21 protein-coding genes are annotated in these 22,768 nt (G+C 59.3%); 14 read left to right on the top strand and 7 right to left on the bottom strand.

The features are described 5' to 3' along the window. The first annotated feature begins 6 nt into the window (after nt 1-6). The 8 genes from EIK79_RS09320 (at nt 7) to EIK79_RS09285 (ending at nt 7,001) form a co-directional block, all read left to right on the top strand. The gene (locus EIK79_RS09320; protein ID WP_124954848.1) at nt 7-705 is read left to right on the top strand and encodes a V-type ATP synthase subunit D; all 699 of its coding nucleotides are present in this window, start codon (nt 7-9) and stop codon (nt 703-705) included. Nucleotides 706-773: 68 nt separating this feature from the next. Next, on the top strand, nt 774-1,175 hold the full coding sequence (locus tag EIK79_RS09315) for a DUF6276 family protein (RefSeq protein ID WP_124954847.1): 402 nt from the start codon (nt 774-776) through the stop codon (nt 1,173-1,175). Between the two features lie 33 nt (nt 1,176-1,208). Then, on the top strand, nt 1,209-2,102 hold the full coding sequence (locus EIK79_RS09310) for an A24 family peptidase (protein WP_124954846.1): 894 nt from the start codon (nt 1,209-1,211) through the stop codon (nt 2,100-2,102). Nucleotides 2,103-2,190: 88 nt separating this feature from the next. Then, nucleotides 2,191-4,833 (top strand): AAA family ATPase, encoded by a 2,643-nt coding sequence (locus EIK79_RS09305; protein WP_124954845.1) that lies wholly within the window; start codon nt 2,191-2,193, stop codon nt 4,831-4,833. Further along, nucleotides 4,833-5,111: a DUF7854 family protein gene (locus EIK79_RS09300; RefSeq protein WP_124954844.1), complete on the top strand. Its 279-nt coding sequence runs from the start codon at nt 4,833-4,835 to the stop codon at nt 5,109-5,111. The genes EIK79_RS09305 and EIK79_RS09300 overlap by 1 nt, the downstream gene beginning before the upstream one ends. Nucleotides 5,112-5,205: 94 nt before the next feature. Continuing rightward, nucleotides 5,206-5,544, top strand: coding sequence for a DUF7855 family protein (locus EIK79_RS09295; protein WP_124954843.1), 339 nt, complete (start codon nt 5,206-5,208; stop codon nt 5,542-5,544). Then, entirely contained in the window at nt 5,541-6,347 is an 807-nt protein-coding gene (locus EIK79_RS09290) for a DUF7856 family protein (RefSeq protein ID WP_124954842.1), read from the top strand. Before EIK79_RS09295 ends, EIK79_RS09290 begins: the two co-directional genes overlap by 4 nt. A gap of 30 nt (nt 6,348-6,377) precedes the next feature. Beyond that, a complete protein-coding gene (locus EIK79_RS09285) occupies nt 6,378-7,001 on the top strand; it encodes a ParA family protein (protein WP_124954841.1) in 624 nt (207 codons plus the stop codon). On the opposite strand, the gene EIK79_RS09280 is transcribed toward EIK79_RS09285, so the two are convergent. Continuing rightward, nucleotides 6,980-7,846 (bottom strand): transcription initiation factor IIB, encoded by an 867-nt coding sequence (locus tag EIK79_RS09280; RefSeq protein ID WP_124954948.1) that lies wholly within the window; start codon nt 7,844-7,846, stop codon nt 6,980-6,982. The genes EIK79_RS09285 and EIK79_RS09280 overlap by 22 nt on opposite strands. 171 nt (nt 7,847-8,017) lie before the next feature. On the opposite strand from EIK79_RS09280, the gene EIK79_RS09275 reads away from it, so the two are divergent. After that, nucleotides 8,018-8,536 carry a DUF7858 family protein gene (locus EIK79_RS09275; RefSeq protein ID WP_124954840.1) on the top strand — a complete coding sequence of 173 codons (519 nt, stop codon included), beginning with the start codon at nt 8,018-8,020 and terminating at the stop codon, nt 8,534-8,536. A 4-nt stretch (nt 8,537-8,540) separates the two neighbouring features. Here the strand turns inward: EIK79_RS09275 and EIK79_RS09270 are convergent, their stop codons facing one another. Then, entirely contained in the window at nt 8,541-9,251 is a 711-nt protein-coding gene (locus tag EIK79_RS09270) for a ParA family protein (RefSeq protein ID WP_124954839.1), read from the bottom strand. Between the two features lie 104 nt (nt 9,252-9,355). Here EIK79_RS09270 and mutS point away from each other — a divergent pair, with 104 nt between their 5' ends. Continuing rightward, nucleotides 9,356-11,977, top strand: coding sequence for a DNA mismatch repair protein MutS (gene mutS / locus EIK79_RS09265; RefSeq protein ID WP_124954838.1), 2,622 nt, complete (start codon nt 9,356-9,358; stop codon nt 11,975-11,977). Nucleotides 11,978-11,986: 9 nt separating this feature from the next. On the opposite strand, the gene EIK79_RS09260 is transcribed toward mutS, so the two are convergent. Continuing rightward, entirely contained in the window at nt 11,987-13,174 is a 1,188-nt protein-coding gene (locus tag EIK79_RS09260) for an ABC transporter substrate-binding protein (protein ID WP_185715577.1), read from the bottom strand. 213 nt (nt 13,175-13,387) lie between these two features. Here EIK79_RS09260 and mutL point away from each other — a divergent pair, with 213 nt between their 5' ends. Then, on the top strand, nt 13,388-15,424 hold the full coding sequence (gene mutL, locus EIK79_RS09255; RefSeq protein WP_124954837.1) for a DNA mismatch repair endonuclease MutL: 2,037 nt from the start codon (nt 13,388-13,390) through the stop codon (nt 15,422-15,424). 8 nt (nt 15,425-15,432) lie between these two features. On the opposite strand, the gene EIK79_RS09250 is transcribed toward mutL, so the two are convergent. Beyond that, complete coding sequence (locus EIK79_RS09250) at nt 15,433-16,191, bottom strand: SDR family NAD(P)-dependent oxidoreductase (RefSeq protein ID WP_124954836.1); 759 nt, start codon at nt 16,189-16,191, stop codon at nt 15,433-15,435. Between the two features lie 262 nt (nt 16,192-16,453). Here EIK79_RS09250 and EIK79_RS19255 point away from each other — a divergent pair, with 262 nt between their 5' ends. From EIK79_RS19255 to EIK79_RS09235, 3 genes are all read left to right on the top strand, one after another. After that, nucleotides 16,454-18,322 carry a twin-arginine translocase subunit TatC gene (locus EIK79_RS19255; RefSeq protein ID WP_368276742.1) on the top strand — a complete coding sequence of 623 codons (1,869 nt, stop codon included), beginning with the start codon at nt 16,454-16,456 and terminating at the stop codon, nt 18,320-18,322. 243 nt (nt 18,323-18,565) lie between these two features. After that, complete coding sequence (locus EIK79_RS09240; RefSeq protein ID WP_124954835.1) at nt 18,566-19,573, top strand: phosphate signaling complex PhoU family protein; 1,008 nt, start codon at nt 18,566-18,568, stop codon at nt 19,571-19,573. A 72-nt stretch (nt 19,574-19,645) separates the two neighbouring features. After that, the gene (locus EIK79_RS09235) at nt 19,646-20,281 is read left to right on the top strand and encodes a histidine phosphatase family protein (protein WP_124954834.1); all 636 of its coding nucleotides are present in this window, start codon (nt 19,646-19,648) and stop codon (nt 20,279-20,281) included. Here the strand turns inward: EIK79_RS09235 and EIK79_RS09230 are convergent, their stop codons facing one another. The 3 genes from EIK79_RS09230 to larE form a co-directional block, all read right to left on the bottom strand. After that, a complete protein-coding gene (locus EIK79_RS09230) occupies nt 20,282-21,349 on the bottom strand; it encodes a S66 family peptidase (RefSeq protein ID WP_124954833.1) in 1,068 nt (355 codons plus the stop codon). 71 nt (nt 21,350-21,420) lie between these two features. After that, on the bottom strand, nt 21,421-21,750 hold the full coding sequence (locus EIK79_RS09225) for a tRNA-binding protein (RefSeq protein ID WP_124954832.1): 330 nt from the start codon (nt 21,748-21,750) through the stop codon (nt 21,421-21,423). A gap of 48 nt (nt 21,751-21,798) precedes the next feature. Continuing rightward, the gene (gene larE, locus EIK79_RS09220) at nt 21,799-22,671 is read right to left on the bottom strand and encodes an ATP-dependent sacrificial sulfur transferase LarE (RefSeq protein ID WP_124954831.1); all 873 of its coding nucleotides are present in this window, start codon (nt 22,669-22,671) and stop codon (nt 21,799-21,801) included. Between the last annotated feature and the right edge of the window lie 97 nt (nt 22,672-22,768).

Here is a 22,768-nt window from a genome sequence, read left to right as displayed (position 1 = left end):
CCAACCATGGCCACGGACGTCAAGCCGACCCGCAAGAATCTCATGGCGATCGAGGACCGCATTGAGCTGTCCGAACGCGGTCACGACACGCTCGAACAGAAACGGGATGGACTCATCATGGAGTTCATGGACATTCTCGACCAGGCCCAAGACGTGCGCTCGGATCTCAACACCGCCTACGACGACGCCCAACAGAAAATCAATATGGCACGGGCGATGGACGGCGACATCGCGGTGCGTGGTGCGGCGGCGGCGTTGAAAGAGTATCCCGAGATCACGACCCAATCGAAGAACATCATGGGCGTGGTGGTACCTCAAATCGAGTCCTCGAAAGTCAAGAAATCGCTCGACGAACGCGGCTACGGCGTCGTCGGCACCAGTGCCCGGATCGACGAAGCCGCCGGAGCGTATGAGGATCTTCTCGAGCAGATCATCCTCGCCGCAGAAGTCGAAACCGCGATGAAAAAGATGCTCGAAGAGATTGAGACGACCAAACGCCGGGTTAACGCCCTCGAATTCAAGCTTCTTCCCGACCTGTACGAAAGTCAGGAGTACATCGAACAAAAGCTCGAAGAGCAGGAGCGAGAGGAGATATTCCGGCTCAAGAAGATCAAAAACAAAAAGGAAGCAGAAGAGGCAGAAGCAGCCGACGACCAGTCCACCGACGCCAAAGAGGAGCGCGAGACTGCGTCCCCAACTGCCTAATACCTTCTCGTGTCCAACTGTCTGCAGCAAGTATAACGCTTTTTCAAAGTCGTCGTCCAACGCCGTGTATGTCCTGTCCCGACTGTGACGCACCCCTTGTTTCGTTCGTCGTCCCGGCCGATCTCCGGGAGTACGCTCCAACCACAACGGAGACGCTCGCTATCTGCACGCAGTGTCTCACTCTGTATCCACCCACGTCGAACGCAACGCCTGAAGCCACCGATTTCAGTCGCATCAGCGACGCGTTTCCTACGGGCGAGGCCGCGGTCCCGATGGCGATCGTGCTCGGTCTCCTCGAGTCACTGGCGCTCAATCGTTCGGAGATCGAACAGTTGATCGAACGCGTAGAGCGGGCAGGAGCTGATCCGTTGTTGCTCCTCGACAAACTCGATCGACAGGGAAGCGTCGATCCACAGTGGGATGTCAGCCGACGGCGACACCAACTACAGCAGTTTCTGACTTCCGGGTGAATCCTTATATTCCAAACCGGAACCACGTCCAGTGTGTTCTTGACACTGCCAGATCTGTTCCAACTGCTCGTTGTCCCCTGTATCGCTTGGATGGGGTACCACGATGTCCGAACTCGTCGGATTCCGAACTGGATATGGCCGCCACTCGCGGTTGTTGGTCTCATCGTTATTTTTCTCAACGCAGTGGTCGTTGCTCCCTCCGTTCGAGTCGCGTTCGTGCTCCGGTGTGTTGTGAGTCTTAGTGCGGTCGCTCCGATCGGCTGGTTCTGCTGGCGGTTGAACATCGCCGGCGGCGCGGATGCCAAAGCGATTGGTACGCTCGCGCTCGTTTTTCCCGTCTATCCCACCATCTATTTCCGGTGGGGTGTTCTCCCGATCGAGCGGGCGTCCCACGGCGTCTTCGCGCTGACGATCCTTACCAACACCGTGCTCGTGGGACTCGTGATTCCGGTGGCTCTCGCCGTCTGCAACGGTGTCAACGGCCGGATTCGACCCGCGATGTTCGTGGGCCGTCCGTACCAGATCACCAGCGTATCATCCCGGTACGGACAGCTACTCGAAGACGACACCGGTCGTTCGCTCACCGGTGGACTCGATCTCGACGCGCTCCGGCTGTATCTTCAGTGGCGAGACACGTCGCTCGCCGCCCTCCGCTCCGCAGCCGACACTGACCGGGATCCTGCGAACTGTCCGAGCGCGTCTGCCAGCGATCACTGGGGAGCAGCGGCGTTTCTGTCCGAAATCGAGGGGACCGCATACGGAACCACACCCGAGCAACTGCGTGATGGGTTGGACCGACTCTGTGCGGAGGAAGCCGAATCGGTGTGGGTCACCCCCGGTCTCCCGTTTCTCGCCTTCGTCTGTTTCGGGTTGGTGATCGCGCTCATCTATGGAGACGTGCTTAGCACGATAATGAGGGCGCTCTGACCGGTGTGAGATGACACTCATCCGTTCACATTCAGTTTCACTCAACTGTGCGAAGGTACTTATCCGGAGATGCATAACCAACGACTCAATGGCTCACGCGGAGAACACCGATATCATTGATCGCTTCGAGGAGTTCTACCGCACGTACTACCGCAACGAGATCGGTGAGCTGGCGCGCAAATACCCGAACGATGAGCGCTCACTGTATATCTCGTGGAACGACCTGTACCGCTTCGATCAGTCCCTTGCTGAGGACGTTCGAACACAGCCCGAACAGTTTCAGGAGTACGCAGAAGAGGCGTTGCGTCTTTACGATCTCCCGGTCGACGTGAGCCTTGGACAGGCTCACGTCCGCGTGTACGATCTCCCGGAGACGACCGGAATCCGAGATATTCGTTCGCACCATCATGGACAACTAGTGAGTATCCGTGGAATTATCCGGAAAGCGACGAATGTCCGTCCGAAGATCCAAGACGCGGCGTTTGAATGTCAGCGGTGTGGAACGTTGACGCGTATTCCTCAAACTGGTGGCGATTTCCACTCTCCTCACGAGTGTCAGGGGTGTGAACGACAAGGTCCATTCCGGATCAACTTCGACCAATCGGAATTCGTCGACGCCCAGAAACTCCGGGTACAGGAGAGTCCTGAAGGATTGCGTGGTGGTGAACGACCACAAAGCATCGACATTAACATCGAAGACGACATCACCGGTGATGTCACTGCCGGTGATACGGTCCGCGTAACGGGAGTGTTACACCTCGACCAGCAGGAATCCCACGGCGAGAAATCCACGATGTTCGACATCTACATGGATGGTGTAACCGTCGATATCGAGGATGACCGGTTTGAGGACATGACGATCACCGAAGAGGACAAAAAACGCATCATTTCCTTGTCCGACGAGGAGGACATCTACCAGCAGATGATCGCGTCGATGGCGCCCTCGATCTACGGTTATGAAAAGGAAAAGCTCGCCATCATGCTGCAGTTGTTCTCCGGGGTGACGAAGCACCTCCCGGACGGATCGCGGATTCGGGGCGACATGCACATCCTGTTGATCGGTGATCCGGGGACGGGAAAATCCCAGCTGTTGCAGTACGTGAGAAATATTGCACCACGTTCGGTGTACACATCTGGGAAGGGTTCTTCTGCAGCAGGGATCACGGCCGCAGCGGTCCGTGATGATTTCGGTGACGGACAACAGTGGTCGCTCGAAGCAGGGGCGCTCGTGCTTGCAGACCAAGGCGTCGCGGCGGTCGACGAACTGGACAAGATGCGGTGTGTGACTGGAGACACTCTCGTCCGCACCGCCGACGGTATCATTCCCATCCGTGAACTCGCAGACGACGCGTCGCTGCACGGTGATACTGAGAACCATCGGAACGGCAGAACGATCCGCGGAACGAACATCGATGTGCTGACCGCAACCGACGACGATCGTCTTGTTCGCCGCTCTGTCGATGCGGTCCACGAGTACGACGCCCCGAATCGGCTATGGGAGATCACGCTTGAATCCGGAGCACAGCTCACGGCGACACCGGATCATCCGTTTTTCGTTCTCCAAGATGGTGAGCGCGCTGAAACGTCTGCACAATCGCTCACACCCGGTGATTGGGTGGCCGTTCCCGACGGTTCCCGAGCGGTCACTGATGGCGGAACCGTCCCTCACACAGCCACCGCACCGATCCAGAAACCGGAGCGAGATATCTCCTACTGTCGAGTCGAGACCACCAGAGTGGTCGAGAACCACGAGTACGAGGCAGTGTACGATCTCACCGTCGCCGGGACACACAACTTCATTGCCAATGGGATGGTCGTCCACAACTCCGAGGACCGCTCAGCAATGCACGAGGCCCTCGAACAGCAGGAGATCAGCGTCAGCAAGGCCGGCATCAACGCAACGCTTAAATCCAGGTGTTCGCTGCTCGGGGCTGCGAACCCGAAATACGGCCGTTTCGACGAATTCGAGGCAATCGCCGGACAGATCGATCTCGAACCGGCCCTCGTCTCACGATTCGATATCATATTCACCGTGACCGACAAGCCGGATCCCGAAGAAGACAAAAAACTCGCACAACATATCATTAACACGAACTACGCAGGGGAGTTACACACCCACCGTGCTGAAAACAGCGCGTCGGATGTCTCCCAAGAGGAGGTCAACACGGTCACCGAAGATGTCGAACCGGCGATCGACGCCGATCTCTTGCGGAAATACATCGCATACGCGAGACGGAGCTGCTTCCCGATGATGACTGAAGAGGCAAAAACTGCTATCGAGGAGTTCTACGTAGATCTTCGCTCACAAGGCACGGACACTGACGCGCCAGTCCCGGTGACGGCGCGGAAGCTCGAGGCGCTCGTTCGCTTGGCCGAAGCGAGTGCCCGCGTCCGTTTGTCCGACACCGTCGATTCCGAGGATGTCGATCGCGTTCTGGACATCGTGACCGCGTCGCTCGAAGACATCGGGATGGATCCCGAAACCGGTGAGTTCGACGCCGACGTGATCGAAACTGGTACGTCAAAAAGTCAACGCGATCGGATCCGCAACCTCAAAGGCATCATCGCGGAAGTCGAAGAGGACCACGACGTGGGTGCGCCACGCGAGGAAGTGCTCGACCGTGTTGAGTCGGTCGGAATGGACCGAGAGAAGGCCGAGTACGAACTCGAAAAGCTACGGCGTCAAGGTGACGTGTACGAACCCCAAGCCGATACGTTCAGAACGGTGTAATGGACCGCATATCCGCTCTCAGAAACGTCGAAGACGCCCTCACGGAGTTCGAAGACGGCGAAATAGATCTCGGATCGATGGAGATTCGCGTACGGTCGATCCTTCGCACCTACGCGACGAGTTTCGAAGAACGAGAGGCGTACAAAGCCAGCGGCCCACCACCTGTCGACGGTCTCGTCGTCGTCGCTGACTCCCCGCGCGACGCGCGAGAACGGATCCAGAACCTCGTCGATGATGTCGACCGATTCGACATCGAGACTGTCGACCAACACAAGTAACGTGTGTAACTTGTATCTTATTTTAATAATATAATAATCATATTTGTCAATCTTAATTAGGATTAAATATCAAGTAGATACGAGTAGTACTCGGATGCTCCTGATCATCACATACACCCGGTCCGCCCGGAGCAGCCTCCGGAACGTCCGTCGTTCTCACGAGGATACCGTGGTGCGGTGGTTCGGTCGGTCGGCACTGTTCGAGGCGACGGAACTCGGTGCGTTCCATGGGCTTCGTCTCCGGGAGAAACACCCGGAAGCGGTCCAGATCGAACGGACCAGACCGTTCAACGAGTACATGGAAGTCCCCGAGCGCGTACGGAAGGCGGTGTGGGCATACGCGGAGCGTGAACATACGAGCACGCCGTACGCAGCGTTCGCTGCCGGAACGGAGCACCCGGACGTGGCGACAATGGCCCGGCGAAAGCTGTGAGAATAGAACGAAACGGCTCGGTGTGGTGTGGCCGCGTCATCGAGCTGTCGGGTGTCACGCCGCGGTTCGACGGTGAGCAGGTACTCGACGCGATCAATGGGACGAGCGATGAGCTTCGTGTCGTGTGTGAGAAACCGGGTGATCTCCACGCGCACGTGGGTCGGCTCCGGCCCGGAATGACTCTCCGGCGATCTGCTGCGCTTGCAGCAGCCGCTCGGTCCCGTGGATGGTCGGCACCCCAAGACGAGGAGTACGAGAAAATACAGGGCCGCATCGAAGAGCTGTCGATCCCTGATACTGACACTGCTGCAGCCCGCAAACGCCTGGCCGAGACGACCGACGAGATTGAACGACAACGCGAGCGAGTTGCTCGGCTGCAAGGGAAGGTCAAAGCCCTCCGAGAGCACCCAGAACGGCAAACGTCAGAGCCGTATCGGGCACTTGAACGCGCAATGCAGAAACTGAGCGAGTTGGAAACCGAGCACGCTGCGGCCGAGCAGACGCTCGAACGAGCACGGGAACGACAGCGCCAACGCCACGATCGCCACGACGAGCGCCTCGCGCTTGAGGATCGGGCCGCGAATCTAGCACGAGCCGCTCGCAAACATCTGTGTGACCGGCTCCATGGAGAGTTCACGCGAACGATCGAATCCCTTCCGGGACCGGACGACGATCCTGTAACTGTTGCACTCACAATCACCCGGCTAGGCGAGATCCGTGCCCCGGTCGTGCTCGAATGTGACCGATTCGACAACGCCCAAACAGCTGCCGACTGGTTGAATGCGCCAGTCGTCAGCCTATGATTGATAACCGATGCCGAACCGACACGCCGTATGATCCTCACGGTTACCGGTCGACCGAGTTGGGAGCGATCAGCAGTCACCGCCCACCTTGGTGCACACATGAACGCGGTCGTCGTTGACGGTGCGCTGGAACTGAGCTGGGAACACGACACGGCCACCAGAGGACCGGATATCCACGACGTGCTCGCGGGGCGGGCGTCCCTAATTGAGGCAGTGTGTCAGGTCGGTCCAGTAGCAATCTTTCCGTGTGGGCGTCCCCTCGGTAGGAATCCGGCGCTCATCGAGGTCCTTGCCGCGATTGAGCGCGAGTATGGCACCGTTCTCATCGACTGTCCGGAAACCGTAGACACCGGGATGTCGTCAGCTGCTCGGGTGGTAGCAGTACGGACGCTTCAGAAGGCGCGTTCCGACCGGGGTCACGTGTGTGAGGGAGAGCACACGCCCGGCGCAGAGGTCGTAGCTATCGCACTGCTCGGTGCCGACAAGACGACAGCTCTCGAACAACTTGAACAGGAGTTTCGAGCGCCAGTGACACCAATTCCTGACGCCCCCCGCTCAATCGCGTCGATGGCGTCTGATGATTTCGTAGTGAAACCGGTCCACCGAGCACTCCGTCGCCTCGCTGATTCGATTCACGCGTCGATGAGATCGTAGTACGTCGATCTGAGCGTCACGGGTGTCACTCCAGCGACCTCGGCAGCGTCGTCCTGAGTGAGATCACACGACGCTTCTGTAGCAGCAGTGTACAGACAAGCGGCGGCGATCCCCCCCGGATTCCGACCGGCGATCAATCCACGCTCACGCGCGTCCGAAACCAACTCCTGAGCACGGTGTTCGACGGATTGGGGGAGGTCAAGCGCGCACGCAAATCGGGGGAGATACTCCACCGGATCAATTGGTCCTGTTGGCAACCCGAGTTCACGGTTGAGCGCACTGTAGGCTGCTTTCAGCTCGGCTTCCGACGCCCGCGCCGTCGTCGTGATCTCCTCGATCGTTCGTGAGACCGAATCCGCCCGACACGTAGCGTAAATTGCCGCTGCTGTGAACCCTTCGATGGATCGACCACGGAGCAGATTCGCGTTCTGGGCCGAGTCGAACAGCACACACGCGCGGTCACGGATCGATGTCGGCAGGGATAGCGCGCTCGTGAGACGCCTGATTTCGGTGAACGCGTACACCTGATTGCGTTCGGCCTTCGTCGAGATCTGTGCTCGACTGTGCTGCCGACGCAACCGGGCAAACTGCCGCCGCTTACGCCCCTTCACACGCGACGAATACCCGATCTCGGTTGACAGCCCACGATCATGGCGCGATCGAGTGAGCGGTGCCCCTGTCCGAACAGGACTCGTGTCGTCGTCATCGAACGAACGCCATTCTGGACCGTGATCGATCGGATCCTCACCGAGCACTAAACCACACTGCTCACAAACACTTTCGGTCCCATCGTGTCTCACACGACTATCACACTCTGGACAGCACGAATCTGCTGTGGAGTACATCACATCTGAAACTATGTTCCATCTCATCTTTAAAAATGCAGCCGGCGATACGAATAATGACCGATACAACGGATAGAGCGTATCGGTTACCGGTAGGTTCGAAAGCCACAGTCCTCACTAAGTGTTCCACTGGAACAAACATTTAAGTTAATATGATTCATTCACAGAGGTGTGGGATTAGCTGACATTGCCTCCGGAGTGAAGGTGACATCGAAGCAGCACGATCGGAGCGTCGCGGCGATCGATGCGACCGATACTCCGTTGTCCGATCGTTTGGCTCCGTTCGCTGACGATCTTCCGTGTACTGTCGACGCAGCTGTAACGCTGGTCGAGTCGTACATCAACGGATCGAGTGTCGGAGAAAGCTCGCGCGCGGCTGGTCTTGCTCCTGTCACCGGCGCGAAGACGCTCCACCTACTTGGTGAACCGATCGCACCGCTTTCACCGATGGGTCGCCGGGTGGTTCGGGAGTGGATCGACGCGGAGTGTACACGAGCAGAAGCCCGTGAGCTTTCGAACGCCAGCGAGAGGGAGTTTGCGCTCGCCGTGTTCGTAGAGACACACGATCCGCTACCGGGTGTGCGTGAAACGATCGAACCGGTGTTTATGCCGGATTCGGCCACGCGTTCGACGATCACGAAACGTGACGTGTTAGCCGAAACGATGAGTGACGCGGACGATCTCCGTTAACGGGCTACAGCAACCCGTCTCGCTCGGCTTCGACCGTGAGATCGAGCGCGGTGTCGAACACCGTTTCGACCGCTACAGCCACGGCGGCGGTGAACGACGTGTCTGCGTGAACTGCTGTCGGTGTCCGCCTTGGGTCGGTCGTGTCGGGTGAAGGAAGACGCCGCTCACCGCTCCCGTTTCCGTCTGCGTTGGTCCGAACCGTCACCGGTTCGGGACACCCCAGATCGTCGAGGCGGTCGTGAATCCGCGCCCATCCATCGGTCCCCGGCCTGTTCGCTGAGGTAACGACGACGATCCGATCGACACTCGTGACGGCCGCGATGGCCTGGTTCGACGCGACTGGTGGGGTGTCAATGAGGACGTGATCGAACGACGCAGCGGCCTCCTCGATCAGCTCCTCGAATCGACAGGCCGCTGCCGACGCCTTAGCCCGCGCGAGTCGCTCGAACGGCGCTCTAGCTGGACAACACGCGAGTCGTCCTGTAGGGGGTTCGAGTTCGATGAGTCCTGCTGCCAGTGGCGTCTCGTCCACCACGAGCGCCGTGATATCGGGATCGATCTGTCCTGCAGTGTGGTCCGATAGCCCCTGTGTCGCGTATGCGGCGTCGAGAACCGCGACCGATCGCCCATCCCGCGCGAGCATTCCCGCGAACTCTAAACACGTTCGGGTCGTTCCGACTCCACCGACCGCACCGACGACTGCGAGGCTGTTCATAGATTCGTGGTGGTCCCCTTTCGGAATATAAATCTACGCGTCCGATCGACGACGCTGACACCGAACCCATAGCGTTTTACCCGATGGCGCGCCACCGAATCGGTATGACTGCGGAGGGAATCGTCGGCGAGTATCTCACGTTAAAACGCGATTCGGAGGCAGACTTGCTGGCGATGCAGATGGGAGATTTCTACGAGTTCTTTCACGACGACGCGGAGACAGTGGGTCAGGAGTTAGATTTGAAGGTGTCGGAACGATCGAGCGGCGGTGAAACCTACCAAATGGCGGGGGTGCCGGTCGACGATCTCACGCCGTACGTACGGGCGCTGGTTGAGCGGGGGTATCGCGTGGCAGTGGCGGATCAACACGAGACCGAAAACGGTCACGCTCGATCGATCACGCGGGTGGTTACACCCGGAACGCTGCTCGAAACGACGACGGAAGACGCCCAGTATCTCGCGGCCGTCGTGGAGGGAGCGGATCAAACCGATGACGCCGAGTACGGTCTCGCCTTCGTCGACATCACGACTGGACAGTTCCACGTTACGACAGTGACGGGGGAGGACGCCGTGCTCACGGAGTTGTATCGGTTTACGCCGACTGAGGTCCTCCCCGGCCCTGACACGCGGGGCAATGACCGGCTCCTCGAACGGCTCGCTGAGCGCGTCGAAACGAACACCACGCTGCACACGACCGAGGCGTTCGCACCCGGCCGGGCCAGACACACCGTACGCGAACAGTTCGGTGCGGTCGAGGACAGCGTGGGTCTCGAACACGAGACGGCGATCCGTGCGGCCGGGGCTGTGTTGTCCTACATCGAGGAGACGGGAATCTCCGTGCTCGCTGCCGTAACGCGACTTCAGCGATACCGTCCCGACGACCACGTCGAACTGGACGCGACAACCCAGCGTAACCTCGAACTGGTCGAAACCATGACCGGCGGGGGACAATCATTGTTCGAAACGATCGATCACACCGTGACGAGCGCCGGTGGGCGGCTGTTAAAGGAGTGGCTCACCCGCCCGCGGCGCTCACGAGGCGAGTTGGAGCGACGCCAAGCGGGCGTGCAAGCGCTCTGTGAATCCGCGATGGTACGCGAGGAGTTGCGGGAGTTACTCGGTGACGCTTCGGATCTGGAACGGGCGGCCAGTCGTTCAGTATCGGGGAGCGCTGACGCCCATACCCTGCTTCGGGTTCGGGAGACGCTCGCGCTGTTACCCGAGGTGGTCGACCGGATCGAACGCTCGGATCGCCTCGCCGGCTCGCCGCTGTCGGAGATCGTCGACCGACTCGATCACACCGCTGTAGCGGAGCTTCGAGCAGCACTGTCAGACGCGTTGGCCGAGGACCCGCCACAGACGCTCACTCAGGGCGGACTCATCAGACAGGGATACGACGACGAACTCGACGCACTCATCGAGGAGTACGAGAGCGCCGTCGAGTGGATCGATACGCTCGCTGAACGGGAGAGTGGCCGTCACGACATCGGACGGCTGTCGGTCGATCGCAACAAGACCGACGGCTACTACATTCAGGTACCGAAATCCGAAACCGACGCCGTTCCCAACGAATACGAAGGGATCAAGACGCTGAAAAACGCCCAGCGGTACGTCACTGATGAACTTCGCGAACGCGAGCGCGACATCCTCCGACTCGAAGAACGGCGAGGCGAACTGGAGTACGAACTGTTCGAGGAACTGCGCACGCGCGTGGCTGAGCACGCCAGCCTGCTCCAGAATGTGGGTCGGTCGCTAGCTGAATTCGATGTCGTGGCGAGTCTCGCCCGCCACGCTGTGCGCCACGATTGGACCTGCCCAACGCTCACCGACCCCGGCCCGATCGACATTCAGGCCGGCCGTCATCCCGTCGTGGAAACAGAGACCGAGTTCGTTCCCAACGATCTCACGATGACCGAAGACTGGCGTTTTCTCGTGGTAACCGGTCCGAACATGAGCGGGAAATCGACGTATATGCGACAGACCGCACTGATCGTACTTCTCGCTCAGATCGGCAGTTTCATTCCGGCGCGCGAGGCGACGATCGGTTTAGTCGATGGGATTTACACGCGGGTCGGCGCGATCGACGAGCTCGCACAGGGCCGATCGACGTTCATGATCGAGATGCAAGAACTCTCCAACATCCTCCATTCCGCGACCGAGGAATCGCTCGTGATCCTTGATGAGGTGGGCCGTGGGACCGCCACCTACGATGGGATCTCGATCGCGTGGGCTACGACGGAGTATCTCCACAACCAGATTAACGCCAAGACGCTGTTTGCCACTCACTACCACGAGCTGACTGACCTCGCAGATCGGTTGCCGGGCGTTCACAACGTTCACATGGCGGCTGAGGACCGAGGCGGCGATGTCACCTTCCTCTGGACGATCGAAGACGGTCCCGCCGACCGGTCGTATGGGATTCACGTCGCAGAGTTGGCGAGCGTCCCCTCGCCGGTCGTCGACCGCTCCCAGACCGTCTTGGAACGCCTGCGCGAGGACAAAGCGATCGACGTGCGAGGGGCAAAGAACGGCACTGGCGACACCCAACAAGTGGTGTTCGATCTCGGATCGGGCCAGTTCAAACGAGCGAGCGCCGACGGGGGAGATGAAGTGGACGACGAACGCGGAGCTGTGCTTGAAGAGCTGAACGACATCGATGTGAACGAACAGTCTCCAGTGGAGTTAATGGCGACTGTCCAGCGCTGGCAGGAACGACTGGAAGACTGATACGCTCGGTCACCCGGCTCCGGTGATGATCGTTGCGACGCGGTCGCGGTCGAACAGCTGTTCGTCCTTTGGGATCTCGGGATAGGGTTCCCCGTCGACGTACCCCGGCCACGCGCCGAACTGGTCGGGATACAGCTGTTTCGCGGTCATCTCTAGTTGGAAGAGGTTCATGATCGGTCCCTGGTAACGCATACCCTGTGCGTACACCCGGTCGTTCGCTACCGCAGAGAGTTGCGTTCCGACTGGATGATTCGCCATAGTATCGAGCGCCTGTTCGGTGCTGTAATCGGGCGTCATTCCCCAGAGATGGAGAATAATGTCGGGATCAGCCTCGACCATCGCCTCGTAGCCAACTTCGCCCCAGAGCTGCTCCCAGTTCTGATCAGCGAACGCGTCGACCGCGCCGAGTGGTCGGGTGTCCGCGAGCCAGTAGCCCGGTCGGTTCAGGTGGTAGGTCCAAAACACGCCGTCACCGAGCGTCACCCGGACCGCAGTCGGCCGTTCGTTTTTCGGTGGGAGCTTCGATTCGATTGTCGAGTGCACGTCGGCATGGATCTCTTTGAGCGAGCGGTACCGCTCCTGTTCTCCCAGCAACTCCGCGATTGCGCCGAACAGCTCCCAGAGCGTGTAATATTCGTATCGATCGGCGTACCCCGCCGGCGGATCGGCGTGCGTTCCGCTGTAGAAGTTCCCGATCCATGGAGCAATGTGCTCTCGAACGTCGGTTATGTCTGCTTGTGTCCAGCCTTTCTGAGTCGAGACCCACGCGGGATCAGCGAAATGGATGTCGCTGTCGAGTTCATACAGCAACTCCGGAACCAACCCATCGCTCAACGGTGTCGCTAGATCATTCCAGTCGAACGAAACCCCGTTTAACCGGTCGTAGTAGTGGTTCATCGTCGGTCCGGACATCTCCGGGACGTACACCGCGTTCAAGGCGTCGCCATACCCGAGCGCGACAGCCATGTCGGCATACTGTGGATACACACTGAATATCCGTTCCGGGCGGGATTCCAACGATACGTCTCCAACCGGTGCGACCGACACGGAACGCCCCGTCCCATCCGAGGGTGGCGTCGATCCGGTTCCTGACTGACCGCTAATGCACCCCGCAAGTCCGCCGATGAAAAGCCCACCGGCGGTTTTGAGCATTCCGCGCCGCGCTGGTGACGACACGGAACGATCTCGCCTATCCATGTTTTTAGGCTAGCCTAATACAGTATAAGCGCACCGGATTGCAGACCCAACCGCGCTATCACGTTCGATCAGCTTCACGGTGGCTTGTCGGGGCGTTTCTCTCTGGACCCGTTTTGTCCCGATTCACCACTCCACAGCTGTGAAACGGAACAGCTTGCCGGCCTACCACTAACCAAGTGGATTGATACGCGTCTATCACATGTGAATAACCGAATGGACGCTCAGGAGAGACGGATTCACGAACTCGACGAGCGGACGATCGAGCGCATCGCCGCCGGGGAAGTCGTTGAGCGTCCGGCGTCAGTCGTAAAGGAACTGTTGGAGAACAGTCTCGACGCGGACGCCTCACGCGTGACAGTGACTGTCACTGGGGATGGAACGGAACTGCTTCGGGTGAGTGACGACGGCCACGGCATGGACGAAGCGGACGCGAAACGGGCTGTCGAGAAGCACACGACGAGCAAGATCGACGACATCACGGATCTCGAAGCCGGCATCCGGACGCTGGGATTTCGCGGTGAGGCGCTGCACGCGATCGGGGCGGTGTCCCGAACGACGATCACCACGAAGGCACAGGGTGGCACACGGGGAACTGAGATCCGCATCGAAGGCGGCGAGCGAACGCACGCTGAACCGGCTGGCTGTCCGCACGGAACAACTGTCGAGGTGACTGATCTCTTCTATAACGTTCCTGCCCGACGGAAGTATCTCAAACAGGAGCGCACCGAATTCGACCACATCCAGCGGATCGTGACGGGGTATGCGCTCGCAAACCCCGAGGTATCGATCACGCTCGAACACGACGGACGCGAGCTGTTTTCAACAAGTGGTCGCGGTGATCTCCGAGGGACGGTGCTAGCCGTTTACGGGCGAGAGGTTGCGAGCGCGATGATCGATGTCGAGCACTGCACAGAGGAACTTCCAGAAGGCCCACTCACTGCCGTAGAGGGATTGGTGAGCCACCCGGAAACCAACCGCGCCAGCCGCGACTACTGTACGACGTTCGTCAACGGACGGTACGTGACTGCACGATCGGTACGCGAGGCGATCATCGAAGCGTACGGCTCTCAACTCGCCTCCGACCGCTATCCGTTCGCCGTCGTAACGGTGACACTCGATCCAGAGGCTGTCGACGTGAACGTCCATCCTCGCAAACTGGAGGTGCGCTTCGTTGATGACACGCGAGCCACAGCCCAAGTCACCCATGCGGTCGAAGCCGCACTTCAGGAGGCGGGTTTACTTCGATCGAGTGCTCCCCGCGGACGATCGGCTCCTGAACAGACCGAGATCACACCGGAGAGCGACGCGACCACGCAGCGAACGGAAACAACGAGCGACCTCGACTCTCACCACGAGGGACGGATCGACGAACCAGTCCGTGGGACGAGCGAGACGGACACCGGATCGTCGAGCGAACAGGCGATCTCCGCGGCTGATCGACAGCAAGGCCACTCTCCAGACGAACAGGAACCGACACCAGCACCCGACAAGTCGTCTGACACGACGCCAGCGACCGGCGATTCCGACACCGGGAGCGAAACACGGCAATCTCCCCGGCTTCGTGGTCCAACCACCCAATCACAGCTGACTGATCAGGGAGCGGTCGATCAAGAGTCGACCGACCGACTGCCGTTCGATCCGGAACAGCTGCCGCCGTTGACCGTTCTCGGGCAACTACACGAGACGTACATCGTCGCTGAAACGGAGTCCGGGCTGGTACTCATTGACCAGCACGCCGCAGACGAGCGGATCAACTACGAGCGATTACGAGCGACGTTCGACGATGAAATGGCCGTTCAGGCGCTCGCCCAGCCTGTCGAACTCGAACTCACGGCGAGAGAAGCAGAACTGTTCGAAGCACACGCCGACGCGCTCGCACAGCTCGGCTTTCACGCTTCGCTTCTAGACGACCGAATCGCGCAAGTGCGAACCGTTCCGGAACTGTTAGCCGAATCAGTCGGGCCGGAACTCGTTCGTGATCTGCTCACGGCGTTCGTCACTGACGACGGCGCGAACACGGTCGAGGCTGCCGCTGACGAACTGCTCGCGGATCTCGCGTGTTATCCTTCGATCACGGCAAACACGTCACTCATGGAGGGATCGGTCGTCGACCTCCTCCGTGCGCTTGACGCGTGTGAGAATCCATACGCCTGTCCGCACGGCCGCCCGGTCATCATCGAAATCAACGAACAGGAGCTAGAAGAACGCTTTGAACGCGATTATCCTGGCCACGATGGACGCCGAACGTAGCGAACGATTCACGCGACCGAGTAGCCGCCATCAATCCTGAGCGCGTTCCCCGTGATGTATGACGACTCATCACTCGCAAGGAACCGGATCGCGGCTGCGACCTCGTCGGCGTCGCCAAGCCGTCGCAATGGATACGCTCGCTTGCTTCGCTCGCGGGCCTTTTGGGGGTCGTCCGCTGAATCGAAATATTCCTTACCGACGCCAGTGTCGATGAAGCCCGGACAGACCGCGTTGGCGCGCACACCGCTGGGTCCACTCTCGACGGCGACGGCCCGGGTGAAGCTGACGATTGCCCCTTTCGTGAGCGAGTACACCGCCTGTTTCGGGAGTCCGATGATCGCTGCCAACGACGCGACGTTGATAATCGATCCGTGACCTTGCTCTTTCATGATGGGCAATGCAGCCTGACAACCGTTCCAAACGCCGTTGATGTTGACCGACATCACTCGATCCCGGGCGTCCTCTGGCAGCTCCTCCGTGTACGCCGCGTCGTGACCGATTCCAGCGTTGTTCACGATCACGTCGAGTCCGTACTCTTCTGCCGTCACAGCAACGAGATCCTCGAACTGCTCGCTATTCGTCACGTCGAGATCGTGGGCAACGGCGTCGCCTCCCGCCGCTCGAATCGATTCCGCAACCGACTCGACGCCGTCGCTGTCTACGTCTGTGAGGACGACTCGCGCTCCTGCGTCTGCACACTGCCGTGCTGTCTCGCTTCCGATTCCGCCACCGGCTCCGGTAATGAATACAGTTTTGTTATCTAACATTTATTGACGCGAATACGGGTACGACTGGTTAGCTAATAATCATTGGTACTCGACTACCGGGAACGACGTCCGATCTTGTGTGGCCGGATCGTTTGGCCGAACCGATTGAGGACGAGCGACGTGACGGCAGTACACACCCAACGGCGCAGTGCGACCACCCGCTGATTTTAGTGTATCAGATATGTTCAGAATTTTTCGGTAATTTCCCCCGCATGCTATTGGGTGAGAAGGCTTACAATCGATGGGATACGAGAGTAGCCTAATGGGCGGAGACGACGGACGTCGGTCCCGTGATAACCCGCCAGATAATGGATCACGGGACGTTCCATCCGATGATGAGATGCAAGATCGGGATAGTTTCGTCTTCTCCGATGATTCCGGTTTTTTCGACGAGCTAGACGAGGATGCTCATTCTGGTTCGAATCCTCCTAACGGCGGTTCCGATCCGACGAGTCAGACCGAACGAGGGTGGGGAAGCCGCAGTCATGACACGACGACTGGGTCTTCCGACACGCGTAATCGGTCGTCCACGTCGGGTTCGAACGAGTGGAACCGTTCGAGGAACGCTAAACGCGACCGCCGTCGATCGACCGCATCGGACCGAGACACGGAGTTCACTACCACAAGCCAACCGAGAGATCACACGCAGACATCGTCTCGGAACGACGCTGTGGATCCTGATCGAACCTCCTTCCAGGAGCGGGGCGTGAATTCGGATTCAGCGCCCTCGCGGGATTGGAGCACTGACACGGACCGAGAACGGTTCGATTCTCGGAACCGAGAATCGACGACGAACTCCCAGAAACAGACAACAGATACGAATCGAGGGAAGCCACGAGATCGCTTTGACACAGACACGAGACGTTCCCGACAGCAAGACTCAACGGACTCCCGAAGCTACGATTTCACGTCCGATCCGGAGGGATCACAAAAACGAGAAACGTCCTCTCAAGGCTACGACTTCACGTCTGACTCGATAAACTCTCGGGGACCACGGACCGACACGAGCCATTCACGTTCGCGACCACAGGACGAGGCGACACCCGCATCTCCAGTTGACAGGGATGACACCGAGGAACCGGCGTCTTCAACCGAGGACACCGGTGACTCTCAGGGGTTGGGTGAAGCCGGAGTTCCTTGGAAGCGCGACTCGGCCGCCCGGTCGGATCAGAACGACCAGAAGACGACATCGGCCTCGTCTACAGGGGACGCCGATTCATCAACGCCGATACCGGACGACGAGCAGTCAGTTGCTCCGGACACCACGACATCGGCTGGTTCTTCTACAACGGCAGAAACGAACACAGCAGCGAAAACGGACACATCGTCGGAGGCACTCCCACCAGACTCCCTTGAACCAGCCCCAACGCCGGATGTTTCGAACGAGGACGATTCTCTCGTTCCGAGCGGTCCCTCTGAGGACCAGGAGATGCCTCTGAGTGCTCACATCGAAGAGATGGTCCGGCGGGTGTTGGTCGTCGTCGTTGTGATGTCCTTCGTGAGTGCGCTCACGTTTCCGTTTGCTGACCAACTCATCAATAATATCTGGTATTCGATTCTTGGACTGGCGGATACGGAAACCGTACAGCCTCGGGTGTACCACCCGCTTGCGCTTGTGCTCGCCCGGTTGAAAGTCGCTACTCTCGCTGGATTCGTCATCGCCATGCCGGTGTTCGTGTACGAAACGTATCTCTTCATGCGACCCGGATTGTACCCGCGTGAACGGCGATATTACATCGCTGCGATCCCGACCAGCCTTGTGCTCGCCGCACTGGGTGTCGCGTTCGCTTTCTTCATCGTCCTCCCCCTCATCTTCATGTACTTCCTCGGGTACACGGAGGGGACGGCCGAGATCGCGTTCGGGTTGTCAGATACGTTCGGACTGATGCTCCTCTTGATGGGCTTTTTCGCGCTCATCTTCCAGATTCCCCTGTTCATCATGCTCGCAGTCATGATGGGCGTAACGAGTCGAACGTGGCTCACTGACCGCCGGCTCTACTTCTGGGGGGGCTTTCTCGGTCTCGCGTTCGTTACGAATCCAGATCCGACTGGTATGGCCCCGATCATCGTGGCAATCTCGATGGTGGTCCTCTTCGAAGCCACATTACTCCTCCTCAAGTGGACGGAGTAAGGCTAGCTACGGAGGACTACGTATCGTTTCCCAACGCCGCCGCTGATACAGAGTGCTATTTACAAATATTTCACTGGTATAGTTGACATATATAGCTACTTTAGACCCAACAACATATACATGAATAATAACGGATGCAGACGATCCAACCGCAGCGACAGGGGCGTGAACGGTCCAGTCGCCAATCGACCGTCCGGGGGGAACACCCCGCAGTCGGTCATCCACTGAGGAGGAACACACCGAATGGAAACGCGTAAGATCCAGCTTACCGGTGGATCGACGTTCACTGTTTCACTGCCGAAGCGGTGGGCGAAAGAGCATGGTCTCGAATCAGGGGCACGGATGCACCTGTATCCACACAGTGATGGCTCACTGCTCGTTCGTCCGGATCCCACGAACAACGGGGACCGAGAGATCACGCTCACCGTCGATCACCGGAGTGAGACCGACATCGTACAAACAGTCCGAGCTGGCTATGTATCAGGATTTGATAAGATCGCACTCGTTGCCACCGGTGGTATCGACGACACCCAGCGCAGAGCGGTCACACGAACTGTGGATGGTCTCATTGGTCTCGAAGTCGTTTCGGAGACCAAACGCCGCATCGTCCTTCAGAGCCTGCTCAACACGAGAGACGTTTCTATCCGACAGACAGTGATCCAGCTTCAGCGGGTCACGCTTTCGATGCACGAGAACGCAGTGACGGCTGCCATCGATGAAGACAGCGAGCTCGTAACTCGGGTGCGTAACCGCGACGACGAAGCCGATCGGCTGTTCGGTATGGTGAGTCGCCATTACCAACAGTCCTTATCGGATCTCCAAGCCATCGATCAACTCGATATCGATCGCTCGTCGATCGCGGATTACTACACGACTGCCCAGCAACTCGAACGGGTCGCAGACCACGCCGAAAAGATGGCAGTGATCGCGGAATGCCTCGACGCGTCAGCAACTGAGACGATTCAGAACTTCGATTCGATTGCCCGCTCCGCGCGAGGTATCGTCACTGATGCCTCTAGCGTATTGCTCGCTGGCGCAGATGTGGAGATGGCCTACCGGGCGCTCGATGACCGCGATGCCCTCTTGACCGAACTCGATCGATCCGATAAACAGCTGTACCATAGCGACAGTTCCGACCAACACCCGGTCGGTCTCCTTCTCGATAGTGTCCGCAGAACATCCGAATACGGGGGGAATATCGCTGAAGCGATGATTCAGCGCGCAGTCAGAACTGGTACTCTTTCCGAATAGTTCGGCAGGCACCCGGCCACCTTTTTTGTGATTCGAAATGTACATATATACAATACGTCAACGTAAACAAAGATGACGACGGTCATGCTGTTGCGACACGGTGAAACAACTTGGAACTTAGACGGACGATTACAAGGGTGGGCACCGGTCAGGTTGAACGATCAGGGACGCGAACAAGCCACCGCCACCGGGGCGTATTTCTCTCGTGCCGATACGGCTACGCCCGATCGGGTGGTGTCTTCTGATCTCTCACGCACTAAGGAGACGACTGAACTGCTTCGATCAACGATCGATGTGCCAGTGCGGTTCGAAACGGCGTGGCGCGAGCGAGATCTGGGTGTGTATCAGGGTCTCTCGCTTTCGACGGTGGCTGATCGGTTCCCAGCGTTCGGTCTCGGCACGCAGGCGGCACACGCTTCCGATCGAACGCCCGAAGGCGGTGAGAGCTTCGTTCACCTCCAAGATCGGGTCCTCACCGGTTGGGAGGAACTGCTCGAAGCGAGCGAATCGGACGAGTGCGTTCTCGTAGTGACACACGGCGGACCAATACAGGTCGTGCTCGGGCACATCCGGGACGTCCCGCTTGAGCAGGCGCTGATCGACGAAGCCCCGATCAACTGCTCGTTCGCTGAGATAACCGTTCCCGATGGCACTGACACCGATCCGTCGGTCGTCCGTACGAACGTGGTCCCGTGGACTGACGCCTGATCAGGAACGAGGACGATTGCTCCCGAACGTGATCGTTTCTCGCTCGGGATCGACAGCGATTGTGTCCCCGATCGGGAGCGGCGCGGTCGGCGTGGTGTGCCCCCAGTCGATGCCACACACGATCGGCGCGGCGGCGTTGTATCGTTTTACCTGTTTGATGACGGCGTCGTACACCTGGTTGCGGTAGGCGTCTCGCTCGTCCCGTGGCGGCTCTGTGAGAAAACTCCGTCCGGGTGCTCGGCCCACGATGACCGCCTCGAACCGTTCGAGAAGTCCACGCTCGCCAAGGCACAGCAGGGTTCCTGCGATGGTTTCTGGCTCCGGGAGGTCCTCTGCGATCTCGATGGCGAGCACTGCGCCCGCAAGCGCGTCCGGTTCCGGGAGATACTGATCAGTCGCTAGCTGCCATTCAAGGACGGCTCGGCAGCCACCCCAGAGCCGACCTGTTGTGGGCGTCTCGCCGCCTGCCCACCGCCATCCAGGATTCGGTTCGTAGGATGGTGGCGACTCAAAGGCGTCCGGATCGTCCCACGGCGCTGGCTCATCGGTCCACTCCGACGACGGCGTGAGTTCACCGAGCGAGTCCTCGAAAAACGCCCGTCGACAGTATCGCTCCGTGTACGCCGGTAGCTCCCCCGGCACGGCGATCTCGTTCATCAGCTGAGCACCGTTGTAGGAGACGATGCCGCAGTTCCAGAGCGCGAGTGAAAGGTTCGTGTTGTCGCTCATCCCGAAAAATCGTGTGGGATGCTCGCTCAACACCGCCGGATAGAGGTGTTTCAAGATTCGGAGCTGTTCCCAGCCGCCGATCGTTGCAAAGACGCCCGTGATGTCTGGATCTTTGAATGCGGCGTGAACGTCCGCCGCCCGCGCCCGTGGGTTTGCCGCAAGGAACGCATCACCCTGACGGGCTGTCGGATACACGATGGGATCGAGATCGAACACCGTCCGAAGCCGTTCGAGCGCGAGTTCGAGTACGTGCGGTGCGTTCCGTGCGCCACCGCTCGATGGAGCGATCACGGCGACGCTGTCACCGGGGGCCATCGCTGGCGGACTCTTGAACGTCATTGCTACCAATCGAGTCAGGGAGACAATATATAATCATTCATAGACGGTGTCAGAAGACAGGAGACAGAGCGTTAGTACAGCGCACCACCGAGGGGAACCGTCGCGTCGGGTGCGACTAAGACGGGATGGCCGTCTTCGTCGGGCACGCCGACGGTCAGCGCTTCCGATTTGAACCCAGCGATCCGCACCGTACCAAGGTTCGTCGCACAGAGGACCTCTCGACCGACCAGTTCCTCCGGCTCGTAGTTGTATCCCAGTTGGGCCGCTGATTGGAGCTCGTCGGTGCCGATGTCGATCCAAAGCTTCGCCATTTCGGGCTTGTTCGCCTCCGGAAACGGCTCTGCACGCAGTATCTCGCCAACTTGGAGTTGTACATCAAACGGCGTCTCGGCGTCGCTCATACGCCGCTGGATGTCGCCATCCGTATAGAATCCGTTGATTGAGGTGTGTCACTCGGCGGTCGGATAGTCGGCGTCGAACACGTTTTCGACCACCGGCTCGGAATCGTCTGCGTGCTCCGTTTCGGGGCTGACACTGCCTGTCTCGTAGCCATGGAGATCGAGGGTGACGTGTTCGAAGCCGATCTCTGAGAGATGCTCGCGCGCCGCGCGAACGAAGTCGGGATCGAGCGCGCGCTTGAGTTCGTCGCTGCCGACTTCGATGCGTGCGAGTCCGTCGTGATCGCGCACGCGGAACTGCTCGAATCCCCACGTTCGCAGGAGTCGCTCTGCTTTTTCGATCCGGGTGAGCCGCGACTCGGTCACGTCGAGTCCGGTCGGAATACGCGAGGAGAGACACGCCATCGAGGGCTTGTCCGCGACCGACAGCCCGTAGTGGTCGGCTGCGTCTCGGACATCCGATTTCGAGAAGTCGTGTGCGAGCAGCGGCGAGTACACGTTGAGTTCTTCGACGGCTCTGAGTCCCGGCCGGTGTCCCTCGCCCGGATCGGAGGCGTTCGTCCCATCACAGACCGTGTCGATGCCCAGCTCGCGGGCGGTTTCGTACATCTTCCCCAGCCGCATCGTCCGGCAGTGGTAACACCGGTCGTCGTCGTTTTCCACGAACGCCGGGTTTTCCAGCTCCGAGAATTCGACGATTTCGTGGCGGATGCCGATCTCGTCTGCAACGCGCTTCGTATCGGCAAGTTCTTCGGCTGGTAGCGTCTCGCTTTTCGCGGTGCACGCCACCGCGTTCTCACCGAGTGCCTCGTGGGCGAGCGCGGCGACGACACTTGAATCCACGCCGCCAGAAAAGGCGATGAGCACCCCATCGCGCCCGGCGAGATCCGCACGAGCACTACTCAGCTTGTCCGCGATACTCATGCAGTCAGTTTGTCCCCCGACCTTTTTTGGGTTCGGATCCACCTTTTTTCCGCTCGGGTGGCGCAGCCACCCTCACCACGCGAGACGGTCGCTCACT

Origin of the sequence: Halocatena pleomorpha, assembly GCF_003862495.1 — an archaeon.
Taxonomy (GTDB): Archaea; Halobacteriota; Halobacteria; order Halobacteriales; family Haloarculaceae; genus Halocatena; species Halocatena pleomorpha.
Note: the sequence above shows the minus strand (reverse complement) of the source record. Positions and strands in the feature narration are given on the sequence as shown.